At 39.8% G+C, this 22497-nt stretch carries 12 protein-coding genes; 6 read left to right on the plus strand and 6 right to left on the minus strand.

Annotated elements, in window-relative coordinates; translation table 11 throughout:
- The first annotated feature begins 3 nt into the window (after positions 1-3).
- Positions 4-837 (plus strand): sugar phosphate isomerase/epimerase family protein, encoded by an 834-nt coding sequence (locus ACTB00_RS10095; protein ID WP_463299795.1) that lies wholly within the window; start codon positions 4-6, stop codon positions 835-837.
- Positions 838-855: 18 nt separating this feature from the next.
- Entirely contained in the window at positions 856-2202 is a 1347-nt protein-coding gene (locus tag ACTB00_RS10100) for a Gfo/Idh/MocA family oxidoreductase (RefSeq protein ID WP_463299796.1), read from the plus strand.
- Between the two features lie 96 nt (positions 2203-2298).
- On the opposite strand, the gene ACTB00_RS10105 is transcribed toward ACTB00_RS10100, so the two are convergent.
- Genes ACTB00_RS10105 through ACTB00_RS10115 form a run of 3 tightly spaced genes read right to left on the minus strand, consistent with a single transcriptional unit; the run spans position 2299 to position 9463 of the window.
- Positions 2299-4671: a glycoside hydrolase family 31 protein gene (locus tag ACTB00_RS10105; RefSeq protein ID WP_463299797.1), complete on the minus strand. Its 2373-nt coding sequence runs from the start codon at positions 4669-4671 to the stop codon at positions 2299-2301.
- Between the two features lie 52 nt (positions 4672-4723).
- A complete protein-coding gene (locus tag ACTB00_RS10110; RefSeq protein ID WP_463299798.1) occupies positions 4724-6907 on the minus strand; it encodes a glycoside hydrolase family 3 C-terminal domain-containing protein in 2184 nt (727 codons plus the stop codon).
- A 45-nt stretch (positions 6908-6952) separates the two neighbouring features.
- On the minus strand, positions 6953-9463 hold the full coding sequence (locus ACTB00_RS10115; protein ID WP_463299799.1) for a glycoside hydrolase family 2 TIM barrel-domain containing protein: 2511 nt from the start codon (positions 9461-9463) through the stop codon (positions 6953-6955).
- A gap of 463 nt (positions 9464-9926) precedes the next feature.
- On the opposite strand from ACTB00_RS10115, the gene ACTB00_RS10120 reads away from it, so the two are divergent.
- From ACTB00_RS10120 to ACTB00_RS10130, 3 genes are all read left to right on the plus strand, one after another.
- Positions 9927-11231, plus strand: coding sequence for a C1 family peptidase (locus ACTB00_RS10120; protein ID WP_463299800.1), 1305 nt, complete (start codon positions 9927-9929; stop codon positions 11229-11231).
- Between the two features lie 131 nt (positions 11232-11362).
- The gene (locus tag ACTB00_RS10125) at positions 11363-12250 is read left to right on the plus strand and encodes a hypothetical protein (RefSeq protein WP_463299801.1); all 888 of its coding nucleotides are present in this window, start codon (positions 11363-11365) and stop codon (positions 12248-12250) included.
- Complete coding sequence (locus ACTB00_RS10130; RefSeq protein ID WP_463299802.1) at positions 12235-12924, plus strand: phosphatase PAP2 family protein; 690 nt, start codon at positions 12235-12237, stop codon at positions 12922-12924. The genes ACTB00_RS10125 and ACTB00_RS10130 overlap by 16 nt, the downstream gene beginning before the upstream one ends.
- Positions 12925-13053: 129 nt before the next feature.
- Here the strand turns inward: ACTB00_RS10130 and ACTB00_RS10135 are convergent, their stop codons facing one another.
- On the minus strand, positions 13054-14625 hold the full coding sequence (locus tag ACTB00_RS10135; protein ID WP_463299803.1) for an ArnT family glycosyltransferase: 1572 nt from the start codon (positions 14623-14625) through the stop codon (positions 13054-13056).
- Positions 14626-14737: 112 nt separating this feature from the next.
- Here ACTB00_RS10135 and ACTB00_RS10140 point away from each other — a divergent pair, with 112 nt between their 5' ends.
- Positions 14738-15682 (plus strand): glycosyltransferase family 2 protein, encoded by a 945-nt coding sequence (locus tag ACTB00_RS10140; RefSeq protein WP_463299804.1) that lies wholly within the window; start codon positions 14738-14740, stop codon positions 15680-15682.
- A 1-nt stretch (position 15683) separates the two neighbouring features.
- Here the strand turns inward: ACTB00_RS10140 and ACTB00_RS10145 are convergent, their stop codons facing one another.
- Together ACTB00_RS10145 and ACTB00_RS10150 are read right to left on the minus strand one after the other, a co-directional pair.
- Positions 15684-17909, minus strand: coding sequence for an ABC transporter substrate binding protein (locus tag ACTB00_RS10145; RefSeq protein WP_463299805.1), 2226 nt, complete (start codon positions 17907-17909; stop codon positions 15684-15686).
- Positions 17910-17998: 89 nt separating this feature from the next.
- Positions 17999-22240 carry a hypothetical protein gene (locus ACTB00_RS10150; protein ID WP_463299806.1) on the minus strand — a complete coding sequence of 1414 codons (4242 nt, stop codon included), beginning with the start codon at positions 22238-22240 and terminating at the stop codon, positions 17999-18001.
- Between the last annotated feature and the right edge of the window lie 257 nt (positions 22241-22497).

Below are 22497 nucleotides of genomic sequence, written 5' to 3' on the forward strand. Positions count from 1 at the left end.
TTTATGAAACTAATCGGGAAATTAATAGCAGGATTTGTTTTGGTTAGCATTTTTTGTGCTTGCCAAACTGAGCAGAAACCCCTTGTTCCTGTTCAGAAAAAGGAGGTGAAGTTTAAACTTGGCGTTGCATCCTACTCGCTACGAAAGTTTGACTTAGACACGACCTTGGAATTTACCAAACAGTTAGGAGCTGATTACATTGCATTTAAAAGCTTTCATTTGAAATTAGATGCCAGCGATAATGAGATTGCAGAAGCGGTCAAAAAGACAAAAGAAGCTGGTCTCGATTTATACGCCGGAGGTGTGATTTATATGCGCACAAAGGCAGAGGTTGATCAGGCTTTCGATTATGCACAAAAAGCAGGCATGGATATCATTGTTGGTGTTCCGGACCACGAGTTGCTTCCTTATGTCGAGAGCAAAGTAAAAGAATATGATATCAAATTGGCGATCCACAATCATGGTCCCGGCGATAAGCTATATCCGAGTGCCGAGAGTGCCTATGATTTAATTAAAGAAATGGATCCCCGAATGGGACTATGCATTGATATTGGTCACACCAAACGAATTGGAAGAAATCCGTCTGAAGACGTTCAAAACTACTTCGAGCGGGTATTTGATATCCACATAAAAGATGTGACTAAAGCAGCTCCTGATGGATCTACTTGTGAAATAGGCCGTGGTGTAATCAATTTTAATCAGTTTTTAAATGACTTAGTTGAGCTGGGATATGATGGTGTGTTAGCTCTTGAATTCGAGAAAGACGGAGATAGCCCTTTCATTGGAATGGCTGAGTCGATGGGATATGTGAAAGGTATATTATCAACAATTGAATAAACCAACAAACTAAATGATATGAGCACAACTAGAAGAGATTTTTTAAGAAAAGCCGCAGTCGGTACTGCTGGAATAACATTGGGCGGATCAGCAATGGGAATGTCAGCAAAAAGTTATTCGCGGATTATTGGAGCAAACGACCGTTTAAACGTAGCTATTATGGGCTGCGGACGGCGTGTTGGCGCCTACTATAACGCAATAAAAGATAAAAACAATAATGTGGATCTGGCATACATTTGCGATGTGATGAAAAGTCAGCGTGAAAAAGTTGCGAAAGATTTAGCCGGCAAAGTAACAGGAAAAGCAGCGCTGATTAATGACATTCGTGAAGTATTTGCAGATCAGAAAGTAGATGCTGTTTTTAATGCAACACCAGATCACTGGCATGCACCCGGAACCTGGATGGCGATGGATGCTGGCAAACATGTATACATTGAAAAACCATGTAGTCATAGCCCGCGTGAGGGGGAGTTGCTTGTTGCCTTTCAGAAAAAATATGGCAAGGTGGTGCAAATGGGAAATCAGCAACGCTCATCAGCCGAATCAATCGAAATTATAAAGGATATTCATGAAGGTGCGATTGGCGATGTTTATCGCGCAGTTGCTTTTTATTCGAATACACGAGGCGTAGTTCCAGTACCTAAGATTGCACCGGTGCCCGAAGGGCTGGATTGGAATTTGTGGCAGGGGCCTGCTCCTCATGAAGAATATCGTCATGATACCTGGGATTATAACTGGCACTGGTATGGATGGAAATGGGGAACAGCCGAAACCGGTAATAATGCTACTCACGAACTGGATATTGCTCGTTGGGCTTTACAGGTTGATTATCCGGAGCATGTTGAAGTCCAAGCAGCCAAGCGTCATTATCTGGATGATGGTTGGGAAATGTACGATACGATGGATGCCAGTTTCCGATTTCCTGACAATAAAATAATTGTTTGGGATGGGAAAAGTCGTAATGGATATAACACTTATGGCTCGGGACGAGGAACAATTATTTACGGTACCGAAGGTTCTGTGTTTGTTGATCGTGGAGGTTATAAACTATTCGATCGCGGAGGAAAGCTAGTCCGCGACAGTAAATCAGCTAGCAACGAAGCCGGAACTGCACTTGGTGGTGGTGGCGATATGACTGATGCACACATTGTTAACTTCTTTGATAATATTCGCGGTAAATCGAGCCTGTTGAATTCACCAATCGATATGGGGGCTAAAAGCCAGATGTTGACTCATTATGCCAACATTGGCTACCGTATTGGAAAATCGTATGACGTAGATATTAAAAGTGGAAAAATCTACGACCGAGATGCGATGAAACTTTGGGATCGCGAGTACGAACCAGGTTGGGAACCCAAGTTGTGAGTTTAATTTTCGACTAAATAGAAAGAGCTAACCCCCTCATGGAGTTAGCTCTTTTGCATTTGTACTAGCACAAATGCGTTTCACTTCTAATTGCAATTATTCAACCAATGAAATTTTGAATTTGACGTTCAAGTATGGATTTTCAGCAACTTTATAGGTGTCGCCATCACGTTTTAATGCTATTGCTTTTATTGAATCTTCATTCGGCAAGTATAATTTAGTTTGAATGCGCTCCGCAGATTTTCCAAACACCTTCAATTCGATGGTGCTCCAATCCATGTCCTTTGTTGATTGGGCTAATTTAATGTGCGGAATGACAGTCCCCTTTTTTACGAGCATAACAACGGGTAGTTCTCCCGGAGCAATGGTGTGCCAGCCTTTTGTGTACGTTTCTCCGGTTTGGTAATCGATCCATTCGCCGTCAGGCAAATAAACATCGCGAGGAGCAATTTCTTCAAAAAGCGGTGCAACAAGGATATCAGAGCCAAAGAGATATTCATTGTCAACCAACCACGATCCGGCGTCATCCGGGTACTCCACAAACAATGCTCGCATCATGGGCAATCCTTTTTCTGTGCATTCTTTTGCCTGAGCAATAATGTATGGCATCAAGGTGTATTTCAAATTCACGCTCTTGCGAAATTCATCCTGAAAATCCTTACCATATTCCCAGGGCTCTTTTGGCGGAGCTCCGTGTGTACGAGAGTGAGAAGTTAACATGCCGAATGGAGTCCATCGGCGATAAAGTTCTTCCGGAGTTTTGAGCACAAAACCGCCAATATCGTGACTCCAAAACGAAAATCCGGACAATCCCATGCTTAAGCCGGCGCGAAGCGTTCCGGCCATGGCTGTGTTTGTGTTGGCAGCATCGCCACCCCAGTGGAGTGGGTAACGCTGGCTGCCTGCCCAGGTCGAACGTGCCCAAATAATCGCATCGCCAGTCACTTCTTTGGTAATTTCTGCTACAGCTTTGTTGTAGCGCAGCGGGTAAAGGTTGTGTTCGTAAAAGCCTGTTTTTCCTGATGCGTAAATGCCGCTGGCAGGAGCTGCTTCGCCAAAATCAACTTTAATTACACTAACACCTTGCTTGAGCAGGCCGGCAATTTTCTCCTGATACCAGTCGACAGTTGCCGGGTTTGAGAAGTCAAGCACAGCATCTTCGTAAGGTAAGTTTCCTTTGGCATTTTTCACAAATAGTCCTTTATCCAAAATCTCCTGAAACAATTCATTTTTTGGAACAAAATAAGGTAGCTGCCATAAGCAAGTTTGAAAGCCCTGTTCTTTTAAATCTGAAATCATATCAACAGGGTCGTCAAAGCGCGATTTTGAAAATTGGTAATCACAACGCCAATCATTTTCAAACCAGCCGGTATCGAAATGAATCACATCGCTTGGGATTTTATTTTCGCGCAGTTGATTGGCTACTTGTCGGCCATCTTCTTCCGAGAAATAGGTAATCCGGCTCATCCACAATCCAAACGACCAAAGTGGTGGCATACTGGGTTTTCCGGTGAGGTTCGTATATTCATCTAAAATATCTTTTGGTTCTCCTAAAAACACAAACAGATCCAGTTTTTCGTCGCCAATCATCAGGTTGGTGGCGGCATTGTAATATTTCCCAAAGTCGCAGGTGATTGGGGTTGACGTGTGCATAAACATACCATATCCACGGCTACTCATAAAAAACGGAATGGGTTTGTACATGCTTTCGTTTTGTACACCGTTAGCATCATCGGTCCACAAAACCACTTTTTGTCCGCGCTTGTTTAGTCCTTTAAATGATTCGCCACAACCAAATATTTTTTCTCCGGGCGAAAGACTGAATGTCGCTGACATACTTCTGGAATAATCAGAAGAACGACGGACATACGAGAATGGCATGATGGGAGTGTAGGTAACATCATTGTCTTCACGGTTTAGCGTTTTGGTCAGCAGCTTCCCATCAGCATCGTAAATTTCAAGATGCCAGGGATTCTCACGAATAATAACCACTCCAAATTCACTTTTATACTGGTGACCACCTTCCATTTTCGAATATTCCCATGAATCGTCTTTTGGAGCAAAGCCATCAACCAGCATCAACGACGGTTCGTCTTCGTTTAATTCTTTACCTGTCTTCATTTGAATACGGAATGCTTTGGGTGAAACAAATTCAATACTGAATGGGAGTGTTGGATCCGCTTCATATTCAACCCCGGGAAACTCATTGCCATTGACAGGTTGTAAAAAAGCCAGCATATTGTTGAAAGCCTGACGAGTTTGGTAAACATGTCGTTTCCAGGTCACTTGGCCTGATCCGGTTTGCGGATCGAATGAATTTAGTTGGTCAGCAACAAAATAGGTGTTGGTAAAATTCATGAAATCCTCACTAATGTCAATGGGCTGGTTCAGTAAATACTGGTTGGAAGCTCCACTGGCATAAGGCATCTGTGCATTGGATTGCCAACTTCCGGCTAGGAAAATCAGCATTGCCATTGTTTTTAAAGTTTGTCTGAAAAGTTGTTGGCGCATCATTCAATATTTATTGGTTTACGGTAATTATTTGAGATAGCTGGTTGTCGGCAGACGAACTGTTGACTAACAAGTTGAATTTTCCAGGTTCGACTACCCAGTTTTGTTCTTCTTCGGAATAAAAGGCGAAGCTATTCACCGGAACTGTGATTGATACTTTTGTAGACTCGCCAGCTTGCAGAAATACTTTTTTGAACCCTTTGAGCTCTTTTGCTGGACGCATGACCGAGCTTTTAGGATCGGATACATATAGCTGAGCAACTTCAGCTCCGCCGGTATTTCCGGTATTTTTTAAACTGAATGTAAGCGTGATCTTGTCTGTTTGCGTATAGGATTTCTGGTCGGTTGTCAAATCGCGGTATTCGAATGTTGTATAAGACAATCCGTAGCCAAAAGGAAATAGAGGTTTTATATTTTTTGTGTCGTGCCAGCGGTAACCTACCAGAATTCCTTCTTTGTAATACTGGTTAGTGCTATCTCCAGGGTAGGATAGTTCGCCAAAATGATGTGCCGCATTATCATCTAATTTAACTGGAAAACTAAATGGTAGCTTGCCGGAAGGATTCACATCGCCACTAATGACATCCGCCAATGCATAACCGGCATCACTGCCCAAATACCAGGCTTGCATCAAACCTTTAATGTCTTTCAGCCAAGGCATGGCAACGGCATTGCCACTTACCAAAATCACTCCCGTGTTTGGGTTTGCTTCTGTTACGTCTTGCAGTAATTTATTCTGGTTGTAAGGCAGGTTAAATGATAGGCGGTCTCCACCCTCACAATCCTGATGATGGTTTTTGTTTAACCCACCAATAAATAATACGATGTCAGCTTTCCTAGCAGTTTCTACGGCAGCTTGGTGCAGACTGTCCTGATTCAAAGTCGAAGGAACTACTCGTCCGTAGGTTGACGGACCGGAGGCATATCCCATGGAATGCAGAATTGTGGCGTTTGTAAAACGATTTTGGATGCCTTTTAATGGTGAAATTTCGTACTGTGCTTTTAGTTCTGACGAACCTCCTCCGATAGTCATTTGCTTGGTTGCATTTTCTCCAATCACGGCAATGGTAATTCCCTTTTCCGGATCGATCGGGAAGAAGTTGTCCTCGTTTTTTAGTAGTACAATTCCTTCTGCTGCTACTTTGCGGGCGATATCATGGTGCTCCTTATTATTCATTCGTCCCATTGGACGTTCAGGATTCATGTTGGTCCGAAACATCAACCGAAGAATGCGACGAACTTTATCATCGACAACCGATTCGTCAATTTCACCGCTTTTCAGTTTATTGTAAAAGGCATTGGCCAGGTAATACTCATCGTAGGCAAAGTCACGTGATGCAGTTAATCCGTTGGTCCAGCTACCCATCTCAATATCAAGTCCGTTCAGGGCTGATTCATCGGTGTCATGGGCACTTCCCCAATCGCTAACAACAACACCGTCAAATCCCCAATCACCTTTTAAAATGTCGTTCATTAAAACCTTGTTCGTTGTGGCGTGCTGTCCGTCGTATTTGTTGTAGGCACCCATTAATGCCCACACATCACCTTCTTGAACGGCAGCTTTAAAGGCTGGCAGGTAAATCTCATGCAGTGTCCGGTCGTCAACTTTCACATTGATATGACCACGCCATTTTTCCTGATTATTTAATGCATAATGCTTTACACAGGCAGCGACACCGTTTTTTTGAACACCTTTGATGTATGGAACAACCATTTTTGAAGCCAGGTAAGGATCTTCGCCCATGTACTCAAAATTCCGGCCATTCATTGGCGTGCGATAAATGTTGACCCCAGGTCCGAGAAGGATTTCCTTTTTGCGGTAGCGAGCTTCTTCTCCCAGTGCAAATCCATATTCGTAAGCTAACTCCGGGTTGAAACTGGCTGCTAAAGCAGTTAGGGCAGGAAAGGCGGTAATCGAATCGTTTGTCCATCCGGCATAGCCCCAGTTGTCCCAATTGATTTCGCCACGAACCCCGTGAGGCCCGTCTGACATCCAGATTTCCGGAATTCCCAATCGAGGTACTCCGGGAGAGCTAAATTTAGATTGAGCATGACACATGCTGACTTTTTCTTTTAAAGTCAACTGTTCTATAATTTTGTCAATTTTACGTTCTGTTGCAGCGTCTGTTTGCTGTTGTGCAGAAACTATCTGGCTTACAACAGCCAGCACCATAAAAAATAAGATCTTTTTCATTTTAATGAGTTTGTTTAATCCGTATGATTTGTAAACTTGAAAAGCTTACTTAATTAGTTGAATTTGTATTGATGCAGGGATTAATCCCTCCGATTTAGCAATTAAAGAAATGGTGTCAGCATGTTCGCCTGCCTGAATAACTGCCAGGCATTTACCGTGGAAAGCATTCATTTTGGAACCTTTAAACGACAAATGGCTTGTTTGGTCGCCGTTGTCAACACCTGCAAGTGCTGCATTCCCTTCCAATTTAAAATGAACCAGATTATCAGCATTGGGAACTAAATTTCCATCCTTGTCGAAAATTTCTACAGTTATAAAAGAGAGGTCGTATTCATCTGCTTTTATTTGTGAACGATCAGCAGTTAGTTTGATTTTAGTGGGTTCCCCGGCTGTTCTAACTTCTTTTTCCAACACAACATGACCGTCTGTTCGTGAGACTGCTTTGAGCGTGCCCGGTTCAAAAGGAACCCGCCACATCAGATGAAGATTGTCTGCACCTCTTTGTTTTGTTCCCAATGATTTCCCATTCAGGAATAGTTCGACCTCTTCTGCATTGGTGTAAGCCCAGATATCGACGTTCTGGCCTTCTTCCCAATTCCAGTGTGGCAAAATGTGCAAAACATCTTTATCGGTCCATTCGCTTTGGTACATGTAGTAAACATCCTTTGGAAAACCCGCTAAGTCGATAATGCCGAAGTACGAACTGCGCGACGGCCACCAGTAAGGCGTTGGTTCTCCCAGATAATCAAACCCGGTCCAAACAAAAAGCCCTGAAATAAAGTCGCGGTCTCTGACCATTTTCCAACTTTTCTCGTGGGTGGTTCCCCATGGAACATGGCAGTTGTCGTAGGACGAACAGGCCTGCGATTCATCGTGGAAGGGAACGTCCCAGCGAACAGGCCAGATAAACATGCTATCGCTCGGCATCCGGTAATAGCCGCGAGTCATTAATCCCGAAGTACTCTCTGTGACGATGAAAGGCTTGCCGGGAAAGTTTTTTGGGACATCGTCGAACCACTGATCGTGATAATTGTAGCCAATTAAATCCAGCGTGTTGGCTTTATAAATATGATTGTTCGGATCAGGCTCGTTATTGCCTGTGGTAATTGGCCGTGTAGGATCGAGATTGCGAACAATGCGGGCTAATTTTTGCGTAAGCAGAGAGTTCACACTTAATTCGTTCCCACTTTGCGCCAATGCACTGGTATCTCGTTTAAAGTTGAGTAGTAGGTTTGCCGCTTTCAAATCCAAGGTGTCGGCATTCGCATCTGTCCATTGTTCCAATACTTCGTTGCCAATGCTCCACATAAAGACGGAGGCGTGGTTCCGGTCTCGCTTGATGTGGTCTGTTAGGTCTCTTTCGTGCCAATCCGGAAAATAGCGAGCATAGTCGTAAGGAGATTTCTTTTTTCGCCACATATCAAATGTTTCATCCTGAACGATGAAACCCATTTGATCGCACAATTGCAAAAGTTCGGGAGCTGGCGGATTGTGCGAGGTGCGGATGGCATTGCAGCCCATCTCTTTGAGTATTTCCAATTGACGTTCCAGCGCTCGTTTGTTTATTGCAGTTCCCAAACAACCTAAGTCGTGATGATTGCAGACTCCAAGTATTTTTGTCGGTTTTCCATTCAGGAAAAAACCTTTGTCGGCAGTGAACTCAAAAGAGCGGATTCCAAAGTCTGTTTCATACTGGTCGATCAGTATTCCGTCTTGCGTAATTTCGGAAATTGCTTTATACAGATATGGTTCCTCCATTGACCAAAGGTTGGGATTTTTAATGTCCAGCTTTTGGATATGCTGGTTTGTATCTCCCGCATGAATTTCGATCTCTCGTGATTCCCGAAGAACCTCCTTGTTATGCTGATCAATAATTCGGGTAATAAGAATGATGGAGGCGTCGGACTTGCTCTTGTTTTCAACGGTCGTTTCGATATTTATGGAAGCTTCGGTTTTTGTTACAGCAGGGGTTGTGATATAGGTTCCCCATTGAGCAACATGAATGGCATTGGTTTTGACCAACCATACATTTCGATAGATGCCAGAACCCGAATACCACCGTGAATTGGGCTGTTTGCTATTGTCAACTCGAACTGCCAAGGTGTTTTTTGTGCCAAAATTAAGGAAGGGCGTCAAATCATATCGAAACGAAATATAGCCATTCGGGCGTTTGCCTAGCAGGTTTCCATTCAAATAAACTTCGCTGTTCATGTACACGCCATCGAAATCGATATAAAACTTTTTAGTGCTATCGGCAGCATCTGCATCAAATGTTTTTCGGTACCAGGCTATTCCTCCTGGCAGTGCTCCACCTCCGGGAGTTGCCGAATTATCTTCGCTAAATTCACCTTCAATACTCCAGTCGTGAGGTAGATTTAGAGACCGCCACTGGTTGTCAATGTAATCGCGGCTTTTATAGATTTGATTATCCGAAAGTGTGAATTTCCAGTTTGTTGTAAATCGGATGATTTCCCTTGGTGTTTTGTCAACTGATTGACACGAAATAAAAAGAAATAGTAGTATCAGGCCGTTAAAGTAGTATTTGAATTTTTTCATTGTTGGTTTAGTTTTTCCATGCGATTCGATGAAAGCAAAATTACTTCAAATTGAAATAATTAGTATGATATCTGATTCCTAAAGTTAGGAGCGATTTGTTAAATGAATGGGTGGTTTGTTAAAAATAACGGGCTCATTTGTTAATCCTGTTTCCTGACTCATGCCATGCTGCTCAGTTTCTATTTATTGAAGTTCAGGCAAAGGCTAGTCGTATTTGAATTCTTTATAAATTAGCTATTCATTCTTAATTCTATCATCACTCTCATTAAAAAACTACAAACGCTTACATTTCTGTTTAAAGATCAGTTGTGTAGGTGTTTAGCTGTGGGGTTTCTTTTTGTCCATTCAATTGTATTTGTTATTATTAACTAATTTTAACAGGCTGGTTGACGATCATCACTTAACAGTAAATTGATCTTTTATTATCTTTGGAAACCATTATAGATCATATTTTAAAATACTTATGAATAGAATTAGATTGAATGTGGTGCTGACACTAGTTGTTGTACTTTTTGTAGAGATGGTTAGCGCCCAGGAGAAGGGGAAGAAAGAAGGTTATCATTTTTCTATAGTAAAAGAAATTCCAACGACGTCAGTGAAGGATCAATTTAGATCCGGTACATGTTGGTCATTTTCAGGTTTAGGTTTTCTCGAAGCTGAAATGATAAGAAAAGGCGTTCCAAGTGTTGATCTTTCCGAGATGTTTATCGTGTGGCATACCTACGATGAAAAGGCCATGAAATATGTTCGCCTACATGGGAATTTAAATTTTTCTGCAGGGGGTGCGTTTCATGATGTCACTCACGTGATTAAAAACTATGGAATTGTACCTGAAACAGTTTACGATGGCCTGAACTACGGCGAGCCCAAGCATGTACATGGCGAGATGGATCGGCTATTGAAAAGTCAGGTTGAGGGTGTTATTGAAAATAAAAATAAGAAGTTAAGTATGGCCTGGCGAGAATCAATCCGAGGAACATTGGATTCATATCTGGGTGAAATTCCAACAACTTTTGAATACGAAGGAAATACCTATACACCCATGAGTTTTGCTCAGGAGTATGTGGGGCTTGATATGGATGACTATGTTGAAATTAGCTCATATTCTCACCATCCTTACTATTCTGAGTTTATTATTGAGGTTCCTGATAATTGGATGTGGGATAAGGTATACAACGTGCCCTTGAATGATTTACAAGCCATTATTGACAATGCAATTGAAATTGGATATACTGTTGCCTGGGCAGCCGATGTAAGTGAAAAAGGATTTAGTACTTCCAAGAAGGGGGTGGCTGTTGTTCCCGATGTAGATTGGATTGAAACGAAAGAGCAAGAGTTGGTAGCGTCTGCAGATACAGCGGTCAGTAATCTGACCAAGAACAGGCAGCGAGGCAATATGACTCCTGAGAAAGATGTATACTTTGATGATGCTGAAATTGCGAAGTGGGAAAATCTATCGGAAAAAGAAAAAGTTGAAGAAATATATAAGTTAGAAAAACCAGGTCCTGAAAAGGAAATAACTCAGGAAATTCGGCAAGAGGCTTTCGATAACTATTCCACGACTGATGATCATGGGATGCTAATTGTTGGTAAGGCAAAAGATCAAAACGGAACCAGTTATTATAAGGTAAAGAACTCGTGGGGAGAATACAATGACTACGATGGTTTCTTTTTTGCATCGAAACCTTATATCGGTTATAAGACCATGAGCATTATGGTGCATAAGGATGCGATTCCTAAAAGTATAAGAAAGAAATTAAATTTATAATAATTTAAAAAAACTCCCGCTCGAGGAGTTTTTTTTTGTCTTTTACTTATCGATTCGATTTGCCTGTTTATCTTTGGCATCATAAATAAACGTTGGGCTTTCATTTTTAGCTTCTCGTTGATTCAATGCGAATGAAACGACTAATTTTTTGTTTTATATTGTTGTTTAGTTACAGTTTATCTCATGCTCAGGAAGATTGGGGATGGTGGAACGATTTGCATGGCTGGGAGGCCGGAATGCCTAATTGGCGTAGCTTTATTACAGTCAGTCCGGGGTTTCTTGGTCCCAATGCATTGCCGGTTCCGGAGGTTGCAAAAGGCATAGTCGAACAAAACAAAACCATTGAGCTTAGCAGTGATTTTCATATCAGAACCGGAGATCAAACGCAAAACCTCTCAGGACAATTTTATTTTCCATTTTCAGATAAAATTGCGATAGAACTGTATGGTGTTATAGTGGAACACTATTCCATGTCTGACTCGATTAGAGATGAGCGTGCGGCCCGTGATCGGGATGGGGAAGGACTTGCTGTTGGAGATCTGTATTTTGCGACCTATGTGCAGTTGGTGAAAGGACGGAAATTTCCGAATACGATGCTTCGCATGGCCGGAAAAACAGCTTCCGGTGGTCGGTTCGATGCTGCACGTTACTCCGATAGTCCGGGCTACTATTTTGATCTGAGTTTTTCAAAGGAGATTCCCGAATTCATTGGGAATTTACGGGGATTGCCTTTCTGGAGCTTTGGCTTTTATTCTTGGCAAACCAATGATTTAGATAATTTGCAGAATGATGCATTTATGTATAGTCTTGGGATCCAACTGGAAAATGATAATTGGGAGCTTTCCAATTCCTTAAGCGGGTACTCCGGTTATAAGAATGAACGGGATCAGCCGATGATTTATACGCTGTCGTTAAAGCGAAATATCAAAAAAAATGCCATCAAATTTGAATATATTAAAGGAATTCAGGATTACGAATATCAAACCATAAAACTGGCTTACTTATGGCGATGGAAATAAAAAGATCTTTTAAAAATCTGTTTGCAAATTCAGGAATTGTTGCGTTTTTATGGGCATGTGTAGGATTTTTACTGATTGGCATTTGGGTGCTTGCAAGCACGAAACATGGCGATGTCGTATTATTTGTTAATCGGTATTCGATAGAAGAGTTTGATCGTTTGGTTGGGTTGATAACCGACTTGGGATCAGGTGTTTTTGCTGCTTCGTTAATGGTTGCTTTGCTATTCTGGAAGGTTCGTGCCGGGCTGACCGGTCTAATTAGTCTCGGATTTGTCGGAATTTTCACGAATGTTTTAAAGAGACAAGTATTTTCCGAACGGATGCGTCCATTTAACTACTTCTATTACGACGATTTTCAACGCTTCATTTATACTGCCGAGTTGAATTACCATTTTAGCTTTCCTTCAGGTCACACCATGACAATTTTTTCGGTTATGAGCGTCTTAGCAATTATGTTTGGAAAAAAGACGGTTGGAATACTATTTTTTCTGATTGCGCTGGTGGTTGGTTTTTCGCGTATTTATCTTCTTCAGCACTTTTTTCTTGATGTTTACGTAGGATCTGTTTTTGGTATAATTAGCACTTTTTTAGCTATTTTAGTCCTGAATGGATTGCTTCGTTTGCACCGATTCTCATGGTTTGACAAACCAGTCTATCAGATTCAATTTAAGTAGAGGGTAGTCGGTTTATTGATCGTTATTGCTGCATCAGTATCTACTTCTTCAAAGCCGTCAATTGTTTCATCGTATTGCCATTGATCGTTTCACAACAACTAAATGACATTCGATAAACTTACGGATATTCTAGTTGTTTTTTCGTGTAATTAAAACCGTTGTAGGTGTTTCGAAAATATCTCTCGCCGAGAAGGAAATTTCAGCATTCGAGGGAAGTTGCACATCTTCAAGCCTTCTTTTTGTTGAAATAATTAAGCCTTCCGGATTCTCTTCAAAAAAACTATTGAATTGGTCGGGTTTAATTTCCGTGAGTTCTTTTTGCAAATAGAACGAATAGGAAGGATTGAATTTTTCGAAATAACGAACTTCCTTTCCTGCTAGCAAATGAAGGCTTTGAGCTACCGGATTTTCCCCATCAATTCTCGGAAAAACGAAAACCATAAAACACAAGCTACCTAAAATAGTTGCAAGGCCAGTTGTTTGAAGCGATTGCCTCAATCGACCTTTGTGGTATAGAACATAGGCAATAATAAAGCCTACGGGGATGGGTAGAAAATACAAAGCCAAATAGTTAAGATGAGCCAGTGCCGGATCGAACTTAATACCAAAATACAGTGCTGGAATCAGAATAACTCCGATCGCCAGAAGTACAATTAAACTGACTTTTGGCTTTGCTTTTTGCAAATCGATATTGCTTAACCAAAGCCCAATTAAAATTGCAAAGTAAGGATATGCCGGAACAGTATAGTTGGGAAGTTTGGTTCTCGATATGGCAAAGAAAGTTACGATTGTTAGCCCTGCAACCAGGTTAATCAATACGAAGTGATTTTTTCGATTGTTAAATGCGTTTTTTAATGCTTGAACAATAAATACTGAAAAGGGGAAAAGACCAATTAAAACAAACAAGATGGTGATTAAAAAAATACCTCCATGACCTTCCATTTCACTTGAGAAACGTCCCAGGTTGTGTTTGAAAAAGAACCCCTCAGTCCATTGTCCGTTCGTTTTTAGATGAACCAGAACATACCAGGGCAAAGCAATAGCCACAACAATTAAAGCACCTAAAAAAGGTTTCAGTTGTTTAATCGCTTTCCAGTTAAAACGTTTACTGAAAATCAGGAATAAAAGAAAGATTAAGCCGGGCAAACCAATAGCAACCGGTCCTTTTGACAAAGTGCCTAATCCGACAGAAACATAGAGCAGAATCAAATAAATTGTTCTTTTCTCTTTAATAGCGGCATAAAAACTAAAGATACTTGCCGTAAAGAAAAAGATCAGGTACGGGTCAGGAACGGCCAAATGAAATTGAATACTGAGGTGAATAGAGGCCAGCAAGATAAAGCTGGTCCATAGAGCGAGTTTTTCAGAATGAAACTTCCGAACAAATAAAAAACTGATTAAAATAGTGAGTGCACCAAACAGCGCAGAAAAAAAACGGGCAGCAAATGCATTTACTCCGAAAACAGAATAACTCAGCATCATAAAAAAGTAGTGTAGGGGAGGTTTGTCTGTTCTCAATTCTTGATTAAAAGTTGGTACAATCCAATCGCCACGTTCAAACATTTCGGACGCACAGGTGGCATTTTTGGCTTCATCCAAAATATAGATGCTGCTGCCCCCCAGATTGATCGTATAAATACCCATCGCAAAAATAAAGATGAACCATGGGTAAAGGGTGGGATTATTTAATCGTTTGAGCATGAGCTAAAATTGCTATTTAATGATAATTGTATTAGATTACTTTCAGCCTTTTTCTTAATTTCGCACCGCTAAATAACGAAATTTTAGGCAAAATATCCTTAAACAGAGAATCATGAAGCAATTAAGTTTGGTCATTTGTGTTTACAACGAAGAGTTGAACATCAAACCACTTAGCGTACAAATAAAAGCCGCCCTCAAAGATATTGATTTCGAAGCCATTTTTGTAGATGATGGATCAACCGACCGAACACGGGAAGAAATTAAAGCGATTAATGATGAGCGTTTTTTCCTTCTGGAATTGAAGAAGAATTATGGCCAAAGTTCGGCATTACAGGCTGGCATTGATGCAGCTTCTGGTGAGTATGTGGCGTTGATTGATGGAGATTTGCAAAATGATCCGGCAGATATTCCGATGATGATGAAAATGGCAAAAGACGAATCGTGGGACATGGTTGCCGGTGTTCGAGCCAACCGCAAAGATGGCGCGTTCTTGCGAAAAATACCAAGTAAAATTGCGAACTATTTAATCCGCGAGGCTACAGGGATTCGAATGAAAGACCTTGGCTGTACGTTGAAGGTGTTTACAAACGAATCTATTAAAAGCATCCACATTTACGGTGAGCTTCATCGTTTTATTCCGGCGTTGTTAGCCTTGGAAGGTTCGACAAAATTAACTCAGGTTGATGTCAACCACCGGGCTCGCGAGTTCGGAAAATCAAAGTATAACTTGAGTCGCACAACCCGTGTTTTTAGTGATTTGATTTTGATGGTTTTCTTAAAAAAGTACATGCAACGACCGATGCACTTCTTTGGAGGAATTGGTATTGTAACCTTAGGACTGGGTTTTCTGATCAATTTTTATTTGCTGATGTTGAAAATATTTGGTCACGACATTTGGGGGAAACCAATTCTTATTCTTGGAATGATCCTGGTAATGGGAGGTATTCAGTTTATTACCATTGGTATTATGGCTGAAATACTAATGAGAACATATTATGAAGGACAGGATAAAAAGCCTTATCGCGTGAAAAAGATAAAACCGACCAACGAGTATTAATTTACAGTTCAAGCTGGTTGTTTTCAGCCGGAAGAGTGAAGTAGAAACGCGACCCCTGACCTGGTTCGGACATGACCCAAATATGACCACCCAATTTTTCGACCAGCGATTTGGTGATTGACAATCCAAGACCATTTCCTCCATAGGTGCGTGACGAATACTCTTCAACTTGCTTAAAGGCTGAAAAGATGTCTTTTTGTTTATCAGGATGGATGCCGATCCCCGAGTCTTTTACAAAAAACTGTAAGACACTGTCCTCGCGATATTTGTAGCCAAATTCAATGTGGCCTGATTCTGTGAATTTTATGGCGTTGCTTAGTAGGTTGATTAAGATTTGCTTCAGCCGGACTTCATCAGTTTTGATATTGAAGCTATTGTCTTTAATCCCCTTGTCGAGTTTCAGCTGTATATCTTTTCCGGCACGTTCTAATTGACTTTTAATCATGACCTGCAAATCATCCATTAAGAAGTTGATTTTGCAGTTGGTTTTATAAATTTTCAGTTGATTGGCCTCAATCTTACTCAAGTCAATAATGTCGTTGATTAGTGTCAATAAGTGCTCTCCGCTATTGTTAATATGCCGGATATACTCTTTGCGTGTGGGCAATTCCATATCATCTACCTCCAATAGCGACGAAAAGCCAAGAATGCTATTCATCGGAGTTCTAATTTCATGACTCATATTCGCTAAAAATGAAGATTTCAGTCGATCGCTTTCCTCTGCTCTCCTTTTTGCATCAATCAATTCTTGTTCAGCTTTTATTCGTTTCGAAATATCATGTACAATTGCATAAATGTAAATACCTTTATCGATGTTAATCTTTCCACTATGAATCTCAACATCTTTTATTTGTCCGCTTTTTAGCAAATGCTTTTGTTCAAAATGACTATTCTGTTTTTCTGACTGAGTAAAAAATGCGTCAAGATCGATTTGTGGTAACTGACATAATTCACTAAAATTCAGTCCTTTTAACTGGGTTTGCGAATAGCCGTAAAATCTGGCAGCTGCCTTATTCGCATTTTTTATTACCTGCGACTTGGCATCAATGAGCAGCATCATCGAATGGTTCTCATTAAAAATATTTAAGTAGTTTTCTGCAAAAATTCGATAGCGTTTCTCTCGTTTTCGTTTTAAATTGATAAAAAAGATAGCAAGAGAAAGAATAACGAACACCCCGACAATAACGCTGGATATTTCGTAGAATTCATGCGTCGAGATTTCGATTTCCCGATTCGGATCATTTAAAACAATTGCAGATTCAGGAATTAGCTCCGGGTTGATGTGAAACTTTTTAACCAAGTTGTAATCAACAATGCTGTTTGATGACACATCTAATCTTACTCTTATGGACTGAAGAGGGGTGCCGTTCAGTATTTGTTTTGCGATTAAACAGGCTGAATACATTTGTTCATAATAACAGATTGCTGTTCCTGCGATGTATCCACTTCCAACCCCTATATCATAGGCATAGTAAATTGGACTATTCGAATTGGTTGATAACAATTCTGCGATCTGGTCAAGAGATAGGTAGTCGTCCTTAAGTCGATAAGAGGCCAGTAGAAAGATTATTTGATTGGAAGGAATTTGTTGGATTTTTTGTCGGTATTCTTCTCGTGTGTAATTGCTGGCATTTATTGTTTCGTAATTCAGGGTCGGAAATAAGGAAATCGCTTTTTCAAAAACTTTAAAATCGGCAATAGCGGTTGTTGTACTATCAGTAATCATGTGAAGGTAATTTCTTTCTGGATGTAGTTTCTGCACTAATCGCAAGGTTTTTTCGAGAGAAATATTTTGAGCAATGCCTGTTACCCATTCGTTTTGATCTTGGTCGAATGCTTTCTCTAAATCATTTACACCCCAAAAAACAATGGGTATTTCCGGGAATAACGTTGTTTGATACTCCAAACAAAATTCGAAAGCGTTGTCGTTACAGGCAATTACTATGTCGTAATTACGATGTTCCTTTTGCTTTATCTGAATCTGTTCATAGGTGCTGGTATTTAGTTGTCTATTGGGATAGCGCTTTGAATCGAGAAATTCAATATCAATAATATTGTCTGACTGCGGAAATACATCATGCAAAGCTTTCACTGATTTTTGATAAATATGAAAAGTGGCATCGTATGAATAAATGACTAATATTTTTTTTGAAGACGCTTGACCTAGCGCATAACTAACTGTGAATAATAAGAAACTCAGAATAAAATATGTCGTTATTTTTTGCACCGTATAATTTTAGGGTAAGATTATTTAGTCAAATGGCACGTAAAAATAGTTTTTTTAGACCAAACTAAAATGGAAACTCAGCTTATTTTTCATTCTTTTATACCAAACGTATTTTTGGCTCCACTGAAGATTGATTTCCACCAATAATTCACAATCGATTTTTGAGGATCACGATTAAAACTAATTTCGTCAGGTAGTAAAATTCGGTTTCGCGGATGTTTTGATTTTAGCATTAAACTGTTGGCTATAAAACTGGCAAATTTGGCTTCTCTGGTGTCTCCGTCTTTTGTTGCGAGTATCGATACTTTTAAGTTGTCATAGGCAAATCGGAGCTGACCTTGCGCGTGTATCTGATTTGCTTCAAATTCAAATTCAAAACGATCTAATTGTCCCGATCTCACTGAAACTCCTGCGGTGTTCTCCACAACTGGGTTTAAAATTGTTAAATCAAAAGGAGATAGCTTTCCAGTTACTGAAAATCTATTTTCAGCTGACCGCATGTTGTATTTCATAGTGGTTTCCAACAATGCTTTTCCCATTAGTAGGCCGTTTGCATTTATGGTTAATGTTGAATTGGAATTCAGCATATCGGGTAGGTTGGTAACCGGATGAGCACTGATATTTAGCTTCTCAAATTCGACCTTTCCGGGTAAAGGCATTTCTTCTGCTTGTTCGGTGTAATAAATGTTGTAGTCCTCTAACTTTATCGAATCAAAATAAAAAGGTAAGTCAACGTTCTTAATCATTTCCTGCGGAAGTTTCGATTTGCTGTTTGGATTATCTGCAGTTGTTTTATCCCGATAGATTGAAAGTTGTCCTCCGCTGGCTATAATCGATGAAGCCGCTAATTCCCCTTGGTTATACCACCTTTTCAGGTCAATGTTTCGCATGGTTAACCGATCAATATCCCCTTGGTAATGATCAGCCTCAAAAGAAATGGTTTTCTGAAATTGTGCTTTCGAGTATCGCGGAATAATTTGAATGTCAGATATCGTCAAATGATTATCTTGATTGTCAAAATTGATGTCTCCCAAATGAAAATTATAGTATTTATCAGGACCTGTGAATGCGTAATTCTGTAGATTTAACCGAACCGATTTTGCTCCCAGTAGATCGTTGGAAGCTATTGTGTCTAATTCAAAATTAGTTAGTTCTACCTGCGCTTTGGGGTAGTCTTTTATTTTTTCGTCAATTAACCGAATTAGTTGTGCTTGGTTTAGTTTGATATTTTGTGCCGAAATTCGGTTAATCAGAGGGGAGATTGTTTCCGGAATTTTAAGTTGATATAGATTGAGCTTATCTTGACTGGTTTTATCTGAATTGATTGTCATAACCGGATTTTCAGCCACAATAGATTTAAAATGAAGATTTTTGTTGTTTATAACTTGCTCAATATCCAGTTGTTCGAATACCAGTTTGGGAACGAGTAGTTGCTGAAACCCTCGATTTTTTAATGCAGATCTGTTTCTTAATAACAAATTTAACACTTCCAGCTGTTGGCTGTGAGTCGAGAATTTTACTTGTCCTGCTGTAAAGTTAACGGTCCCTTTTTGTGGCTTAAATGTAATTTGATTGAGTGTTGTTGAAATATTATCAGAATTGAAGTTCGCAGGCTTGTTGGCGCCCGGACTGATTAAGCTATTGTTGGTTCCCTGCATCGATATGCTGGCTGTGAGTATTTTCTTTTCGGAAAGCTGATCAGTTTCAATGACATTGATTTGACCATTACTTAAATCAAAATTTTTGATGACAAGCGTGTGCATTTCTTTTGGTAATGGAACAGCAACTTTGTCAAAATTCACCTGACTTTTAGCTCCCCTTGTACGGTATAAATCAATTACTGGCTTTTGTATTACAAATTGGTCGACAGCTAGCCGCTGTTTAAAATAGGCTTCTTCCAAGTCAACTCCTCGAAGCTTAATTTCGGGGATGTTGATATGAAAATGCACAGGAAGATCTCCCTTGGTTTTGCTCGTTATGTCGGGGTACAGGATCGCATTTCGAATAAATATTTCTGATTGCTTTGAAGATATGTTGATTTCTGTGGCTTGCAGGTAGTGCACATCGTCTGATAATTGAAAAAGATGATCTTCAATTTTCAATTCAAAGTCATCGGCAAATAACAGTTTATGCTTTTTGATCTCGACTTCGCTTAAAGCAAAGTTCTCAAGTTCAAGACTAAATTTATTATTGAACGAAATCGTCTTTCCTTTCTTGCTATGCGCAATTAGCTGAATATTACCGTTGGTAGTCGTAATTTTTTTTATCGAAATATTCTCAATATAGTTACTTAACAGATCGTAGAATTCTTGAGACGAGTATTTGTTTTCGCTCTGTTTTTCTGGTCTCGAAAAAACTTCCAGGTAAATGTTGGGTTCAACGATAGAGAAACGATTGATTCGTAGTTTTTTATTGAAAAATGCCTGGTGAATATTTGTGTTGTTCAAGCGCATGTAGGGAACACGAATATCATAAATCTGTGAGCGGTTTAGTTTTTTGAGTAATCGGGCGTTCATCTCAGGTTTGTCGGGCGACAATTCCAGATTCCGAATAGTCGCTCTGTTTTGATAGGTTGACACATTGATCTGCTCAATTTTTAATCGGTGGATTTGATCCACCAGCTTCATTTCGTAGTTCGAAAAATTTAAATCAATGTTCGTTGCAAAAAATAGTTTGTCGGTTCTGTTTGCACTTGTTGAATCCAGCGAGAAATCGGTTAACCTAAACGAAAAATCTGATGAGATTACGCCGGACTGCTGCGGATTGTCTTCGGCGTTAATGGTGAATTTTCCCTGGTCGAATTCAACCAAGTTGGCATAGATACCCTTAATGTAGTTACGGATGAAAAAATAAAGCAGGCTGTTTGTTTCTTTTTGAGTCTTGCGTTTGGTATCGCCCTTGTTAATTATTAATGTTGGCCGATAGGCTAAAATTGATTGCAGCGGCATTTCCCGCTTGTGAAATAATTTTTTCAGGTCGATGTCAATTAGTCGGATGCTATCACATTCCATGTCAACTGTCGTCATTTCGGTTGACGGATTTTGGTTTGGTTTTAGCTGCAGGTGGTCGGCACTTAAAAAGCTATTTTCGCTGCACACGATGATACTTGTTGCGTCGAATCGATGGATTTCATCATTCATCAGCAAATAGTAATTATCAATCTCTAAGTATAGGTTTGTGGAATATAGAATTCTGTTCGGATCGGTGTACGAATCTTCGCTAAGCAGCAAGCTGTCCAATTGAACGTCAAGGTCATAGAATTCCTGAATTCCGGTTTTGTTTTCCTTCTTTCGCTCAATTTTAAGCTTTTCGGCGTTCATCGACAAGTGGTTTATCTTCAGTTGCCCGATTTCGCCTTTTACGAGTTGATACAAATCAAACTCTTTAATTTTTTTCAGGTTAATCTCTGGTGCACCCTCTAATGGAAATACTTGTATTTGTGCATCTATCAAAAATAGCGAATCAATCTGAACACTGTCATTCTGAAAAATTTCTCTTAATTGATTAGACTTGATTTTGATCTCTGGAACTTCAACATGATAGCGTGTTCCTTTTACCTGGCTTGAATCAACCGGGGTAAGTTGAATATCAGTTCCAACGATATCTTTATTTTTTAGCGAATATTGTATCTTTTGAATAGACAGTTCGTGAATGCTGTCGGGCAACGATTTTTGGTAATTGTCAATACCAAAGTAGACATCATCAGCTTTAAAAAAATCCTTCTCGCTATTAATGTGAACAGAATCAGTGTAAAAATTTGAAATTCCGATATTAAAATTCAGGTTAGTCAACCTGTTTGCCGAGTTTATGGGAAGTTGACCGGTGAGGAATCCTGCATTCGAAAGCTCAATTTCTTCAATCGAAATTGTTCTTAAGTACCTGTTAAAAAGCGGTGAGATTTTTTGGATAAATGCAAATGGATCTTCCGACTTTTCTTGTTGAAGCGTATCTGTTTTTAGTTCCCATGAAGGCGATTCAATCTTTAGTTTTCTAATCTTCAGTTTTCTTTTAGCTAATAATTTATAAAGCCGCACCTTATTTATTTTTATTAAATCAGCCTTTATTAAATATTCAGCTTTCGATGAATTATTATCATGAATACCGATATGTGAAATCGATAGGCTTTGGCTGAAGATGTCAACCGACAAATCTTCAAAGCTCAGTGAGTATGCGCCATTCGTTTTTTTTGCGAATTGCTTTTCTAATTCATCTTTTATCAGTGTTTCAGCAAAGAAAAACGAGAGTATAATAAAAACAACAATCAAAGCGAACAAAGCAAGCAGTGTCCATTTAATCAGGTGTTTCACTATCTGTTTTCTTTCTTTTGTCATTCAATGTGGATTCTGATTTCAGGTATCAATAATAATAGAGACCAATTTTGTGAAAATAGTTGCGTAATCAAAGTAAAATCTGATGGAAATTGAAAACCCGCGTTCTCAGAGCATGGTCATAGACTTTCCGAATTCAACTTTTTGTAGTTTGATAAGAATTATTGATGGAGAATATTGAACGTTTTAGTATGCTTTTAACATGCAAATACCCTAAGGACGTGGCTCTTTCCTTTTGATTCATTTCCTGACGGATAAAA

Source organism: Sunxiuqinia sp. (assembly GCF_055140945.1).

Coding starts and splice junctions, on each gene's coding strand:
- ACTB00_RS10095 (WP_463299795.1), top strand. CDS start 4: ATGAAACTAATCGGGAAATTAATAGCAGGATTTGTTTTGGTTAGCATT.
- ACTB00_RS10100 (WP_463299796.1), top strand. CDS start 856: ATGAGCACAACTAGAAGAGATTTTTTAAGAAAAGCCGCAGTCGGTACT.
- ACTB00_RS10105 (WP_463299797.1), bottom strand. CDS start 4,671: ATGCTGATTTTCCTAGCCGGAAGTTGGCAATCCAATGCACAGATGCCT.
- ACTB00_RS10110 (WP_463299798.1), bottom strand. CDS start 6,907: ATGAAAAAGATCTTATTTTTTATGGTGCTGGCTGTTGTAAGCCAGATA.
- ACTB00_RS10115 (WP_463299799.1), bottom strand. CDS start 9,463: ATGAAAAAATTCAAATACTACTTTAACGGCCTGATACTACTATTTCTT.
- ACTB00_RS10120 (WP_463299800.1), top strand. CDS start 9,927: ATGAATAGAATTAGATTGAATGTGGTGCTGACACTAGTTGTTGTACTT.
- ACTB00_RS10125 (WP_463299801.1), top strand. CDS start 11,363: ATGAAACGACTAATTTTTTGTTTTATATTGTTGTTTAGTTACAGTTTA.
- ACTB00_RS10130 (WP_463299802.1), top strand. CDS start 12,235: ATGGCGATGGAAATAAAAAGATCTTTTAAAAATCTGTTTGCAAATTCA.
- ACTB00_RS10135 (WP_463299803.1), bottom strand. CDS start 14,625: ATGCTCAAACGATTAAATAATCCCACCCTTTACCCATGGTTCATCTTT.
- ACTB00_RS10140 (WP_463299804.1), top strand. CDS start 14,738: ATGAAGCAATTAAGTTTGGTCATTTGTGTTTACAACGAAGAGTTGAAC.
- ACTB00_RS10150 (WP_463299806.1), bottom strand. CDS start 22,240: ATGACAAAAGAAAGAAAACAGATAGTGAAACACCTGATTAAATGGACA.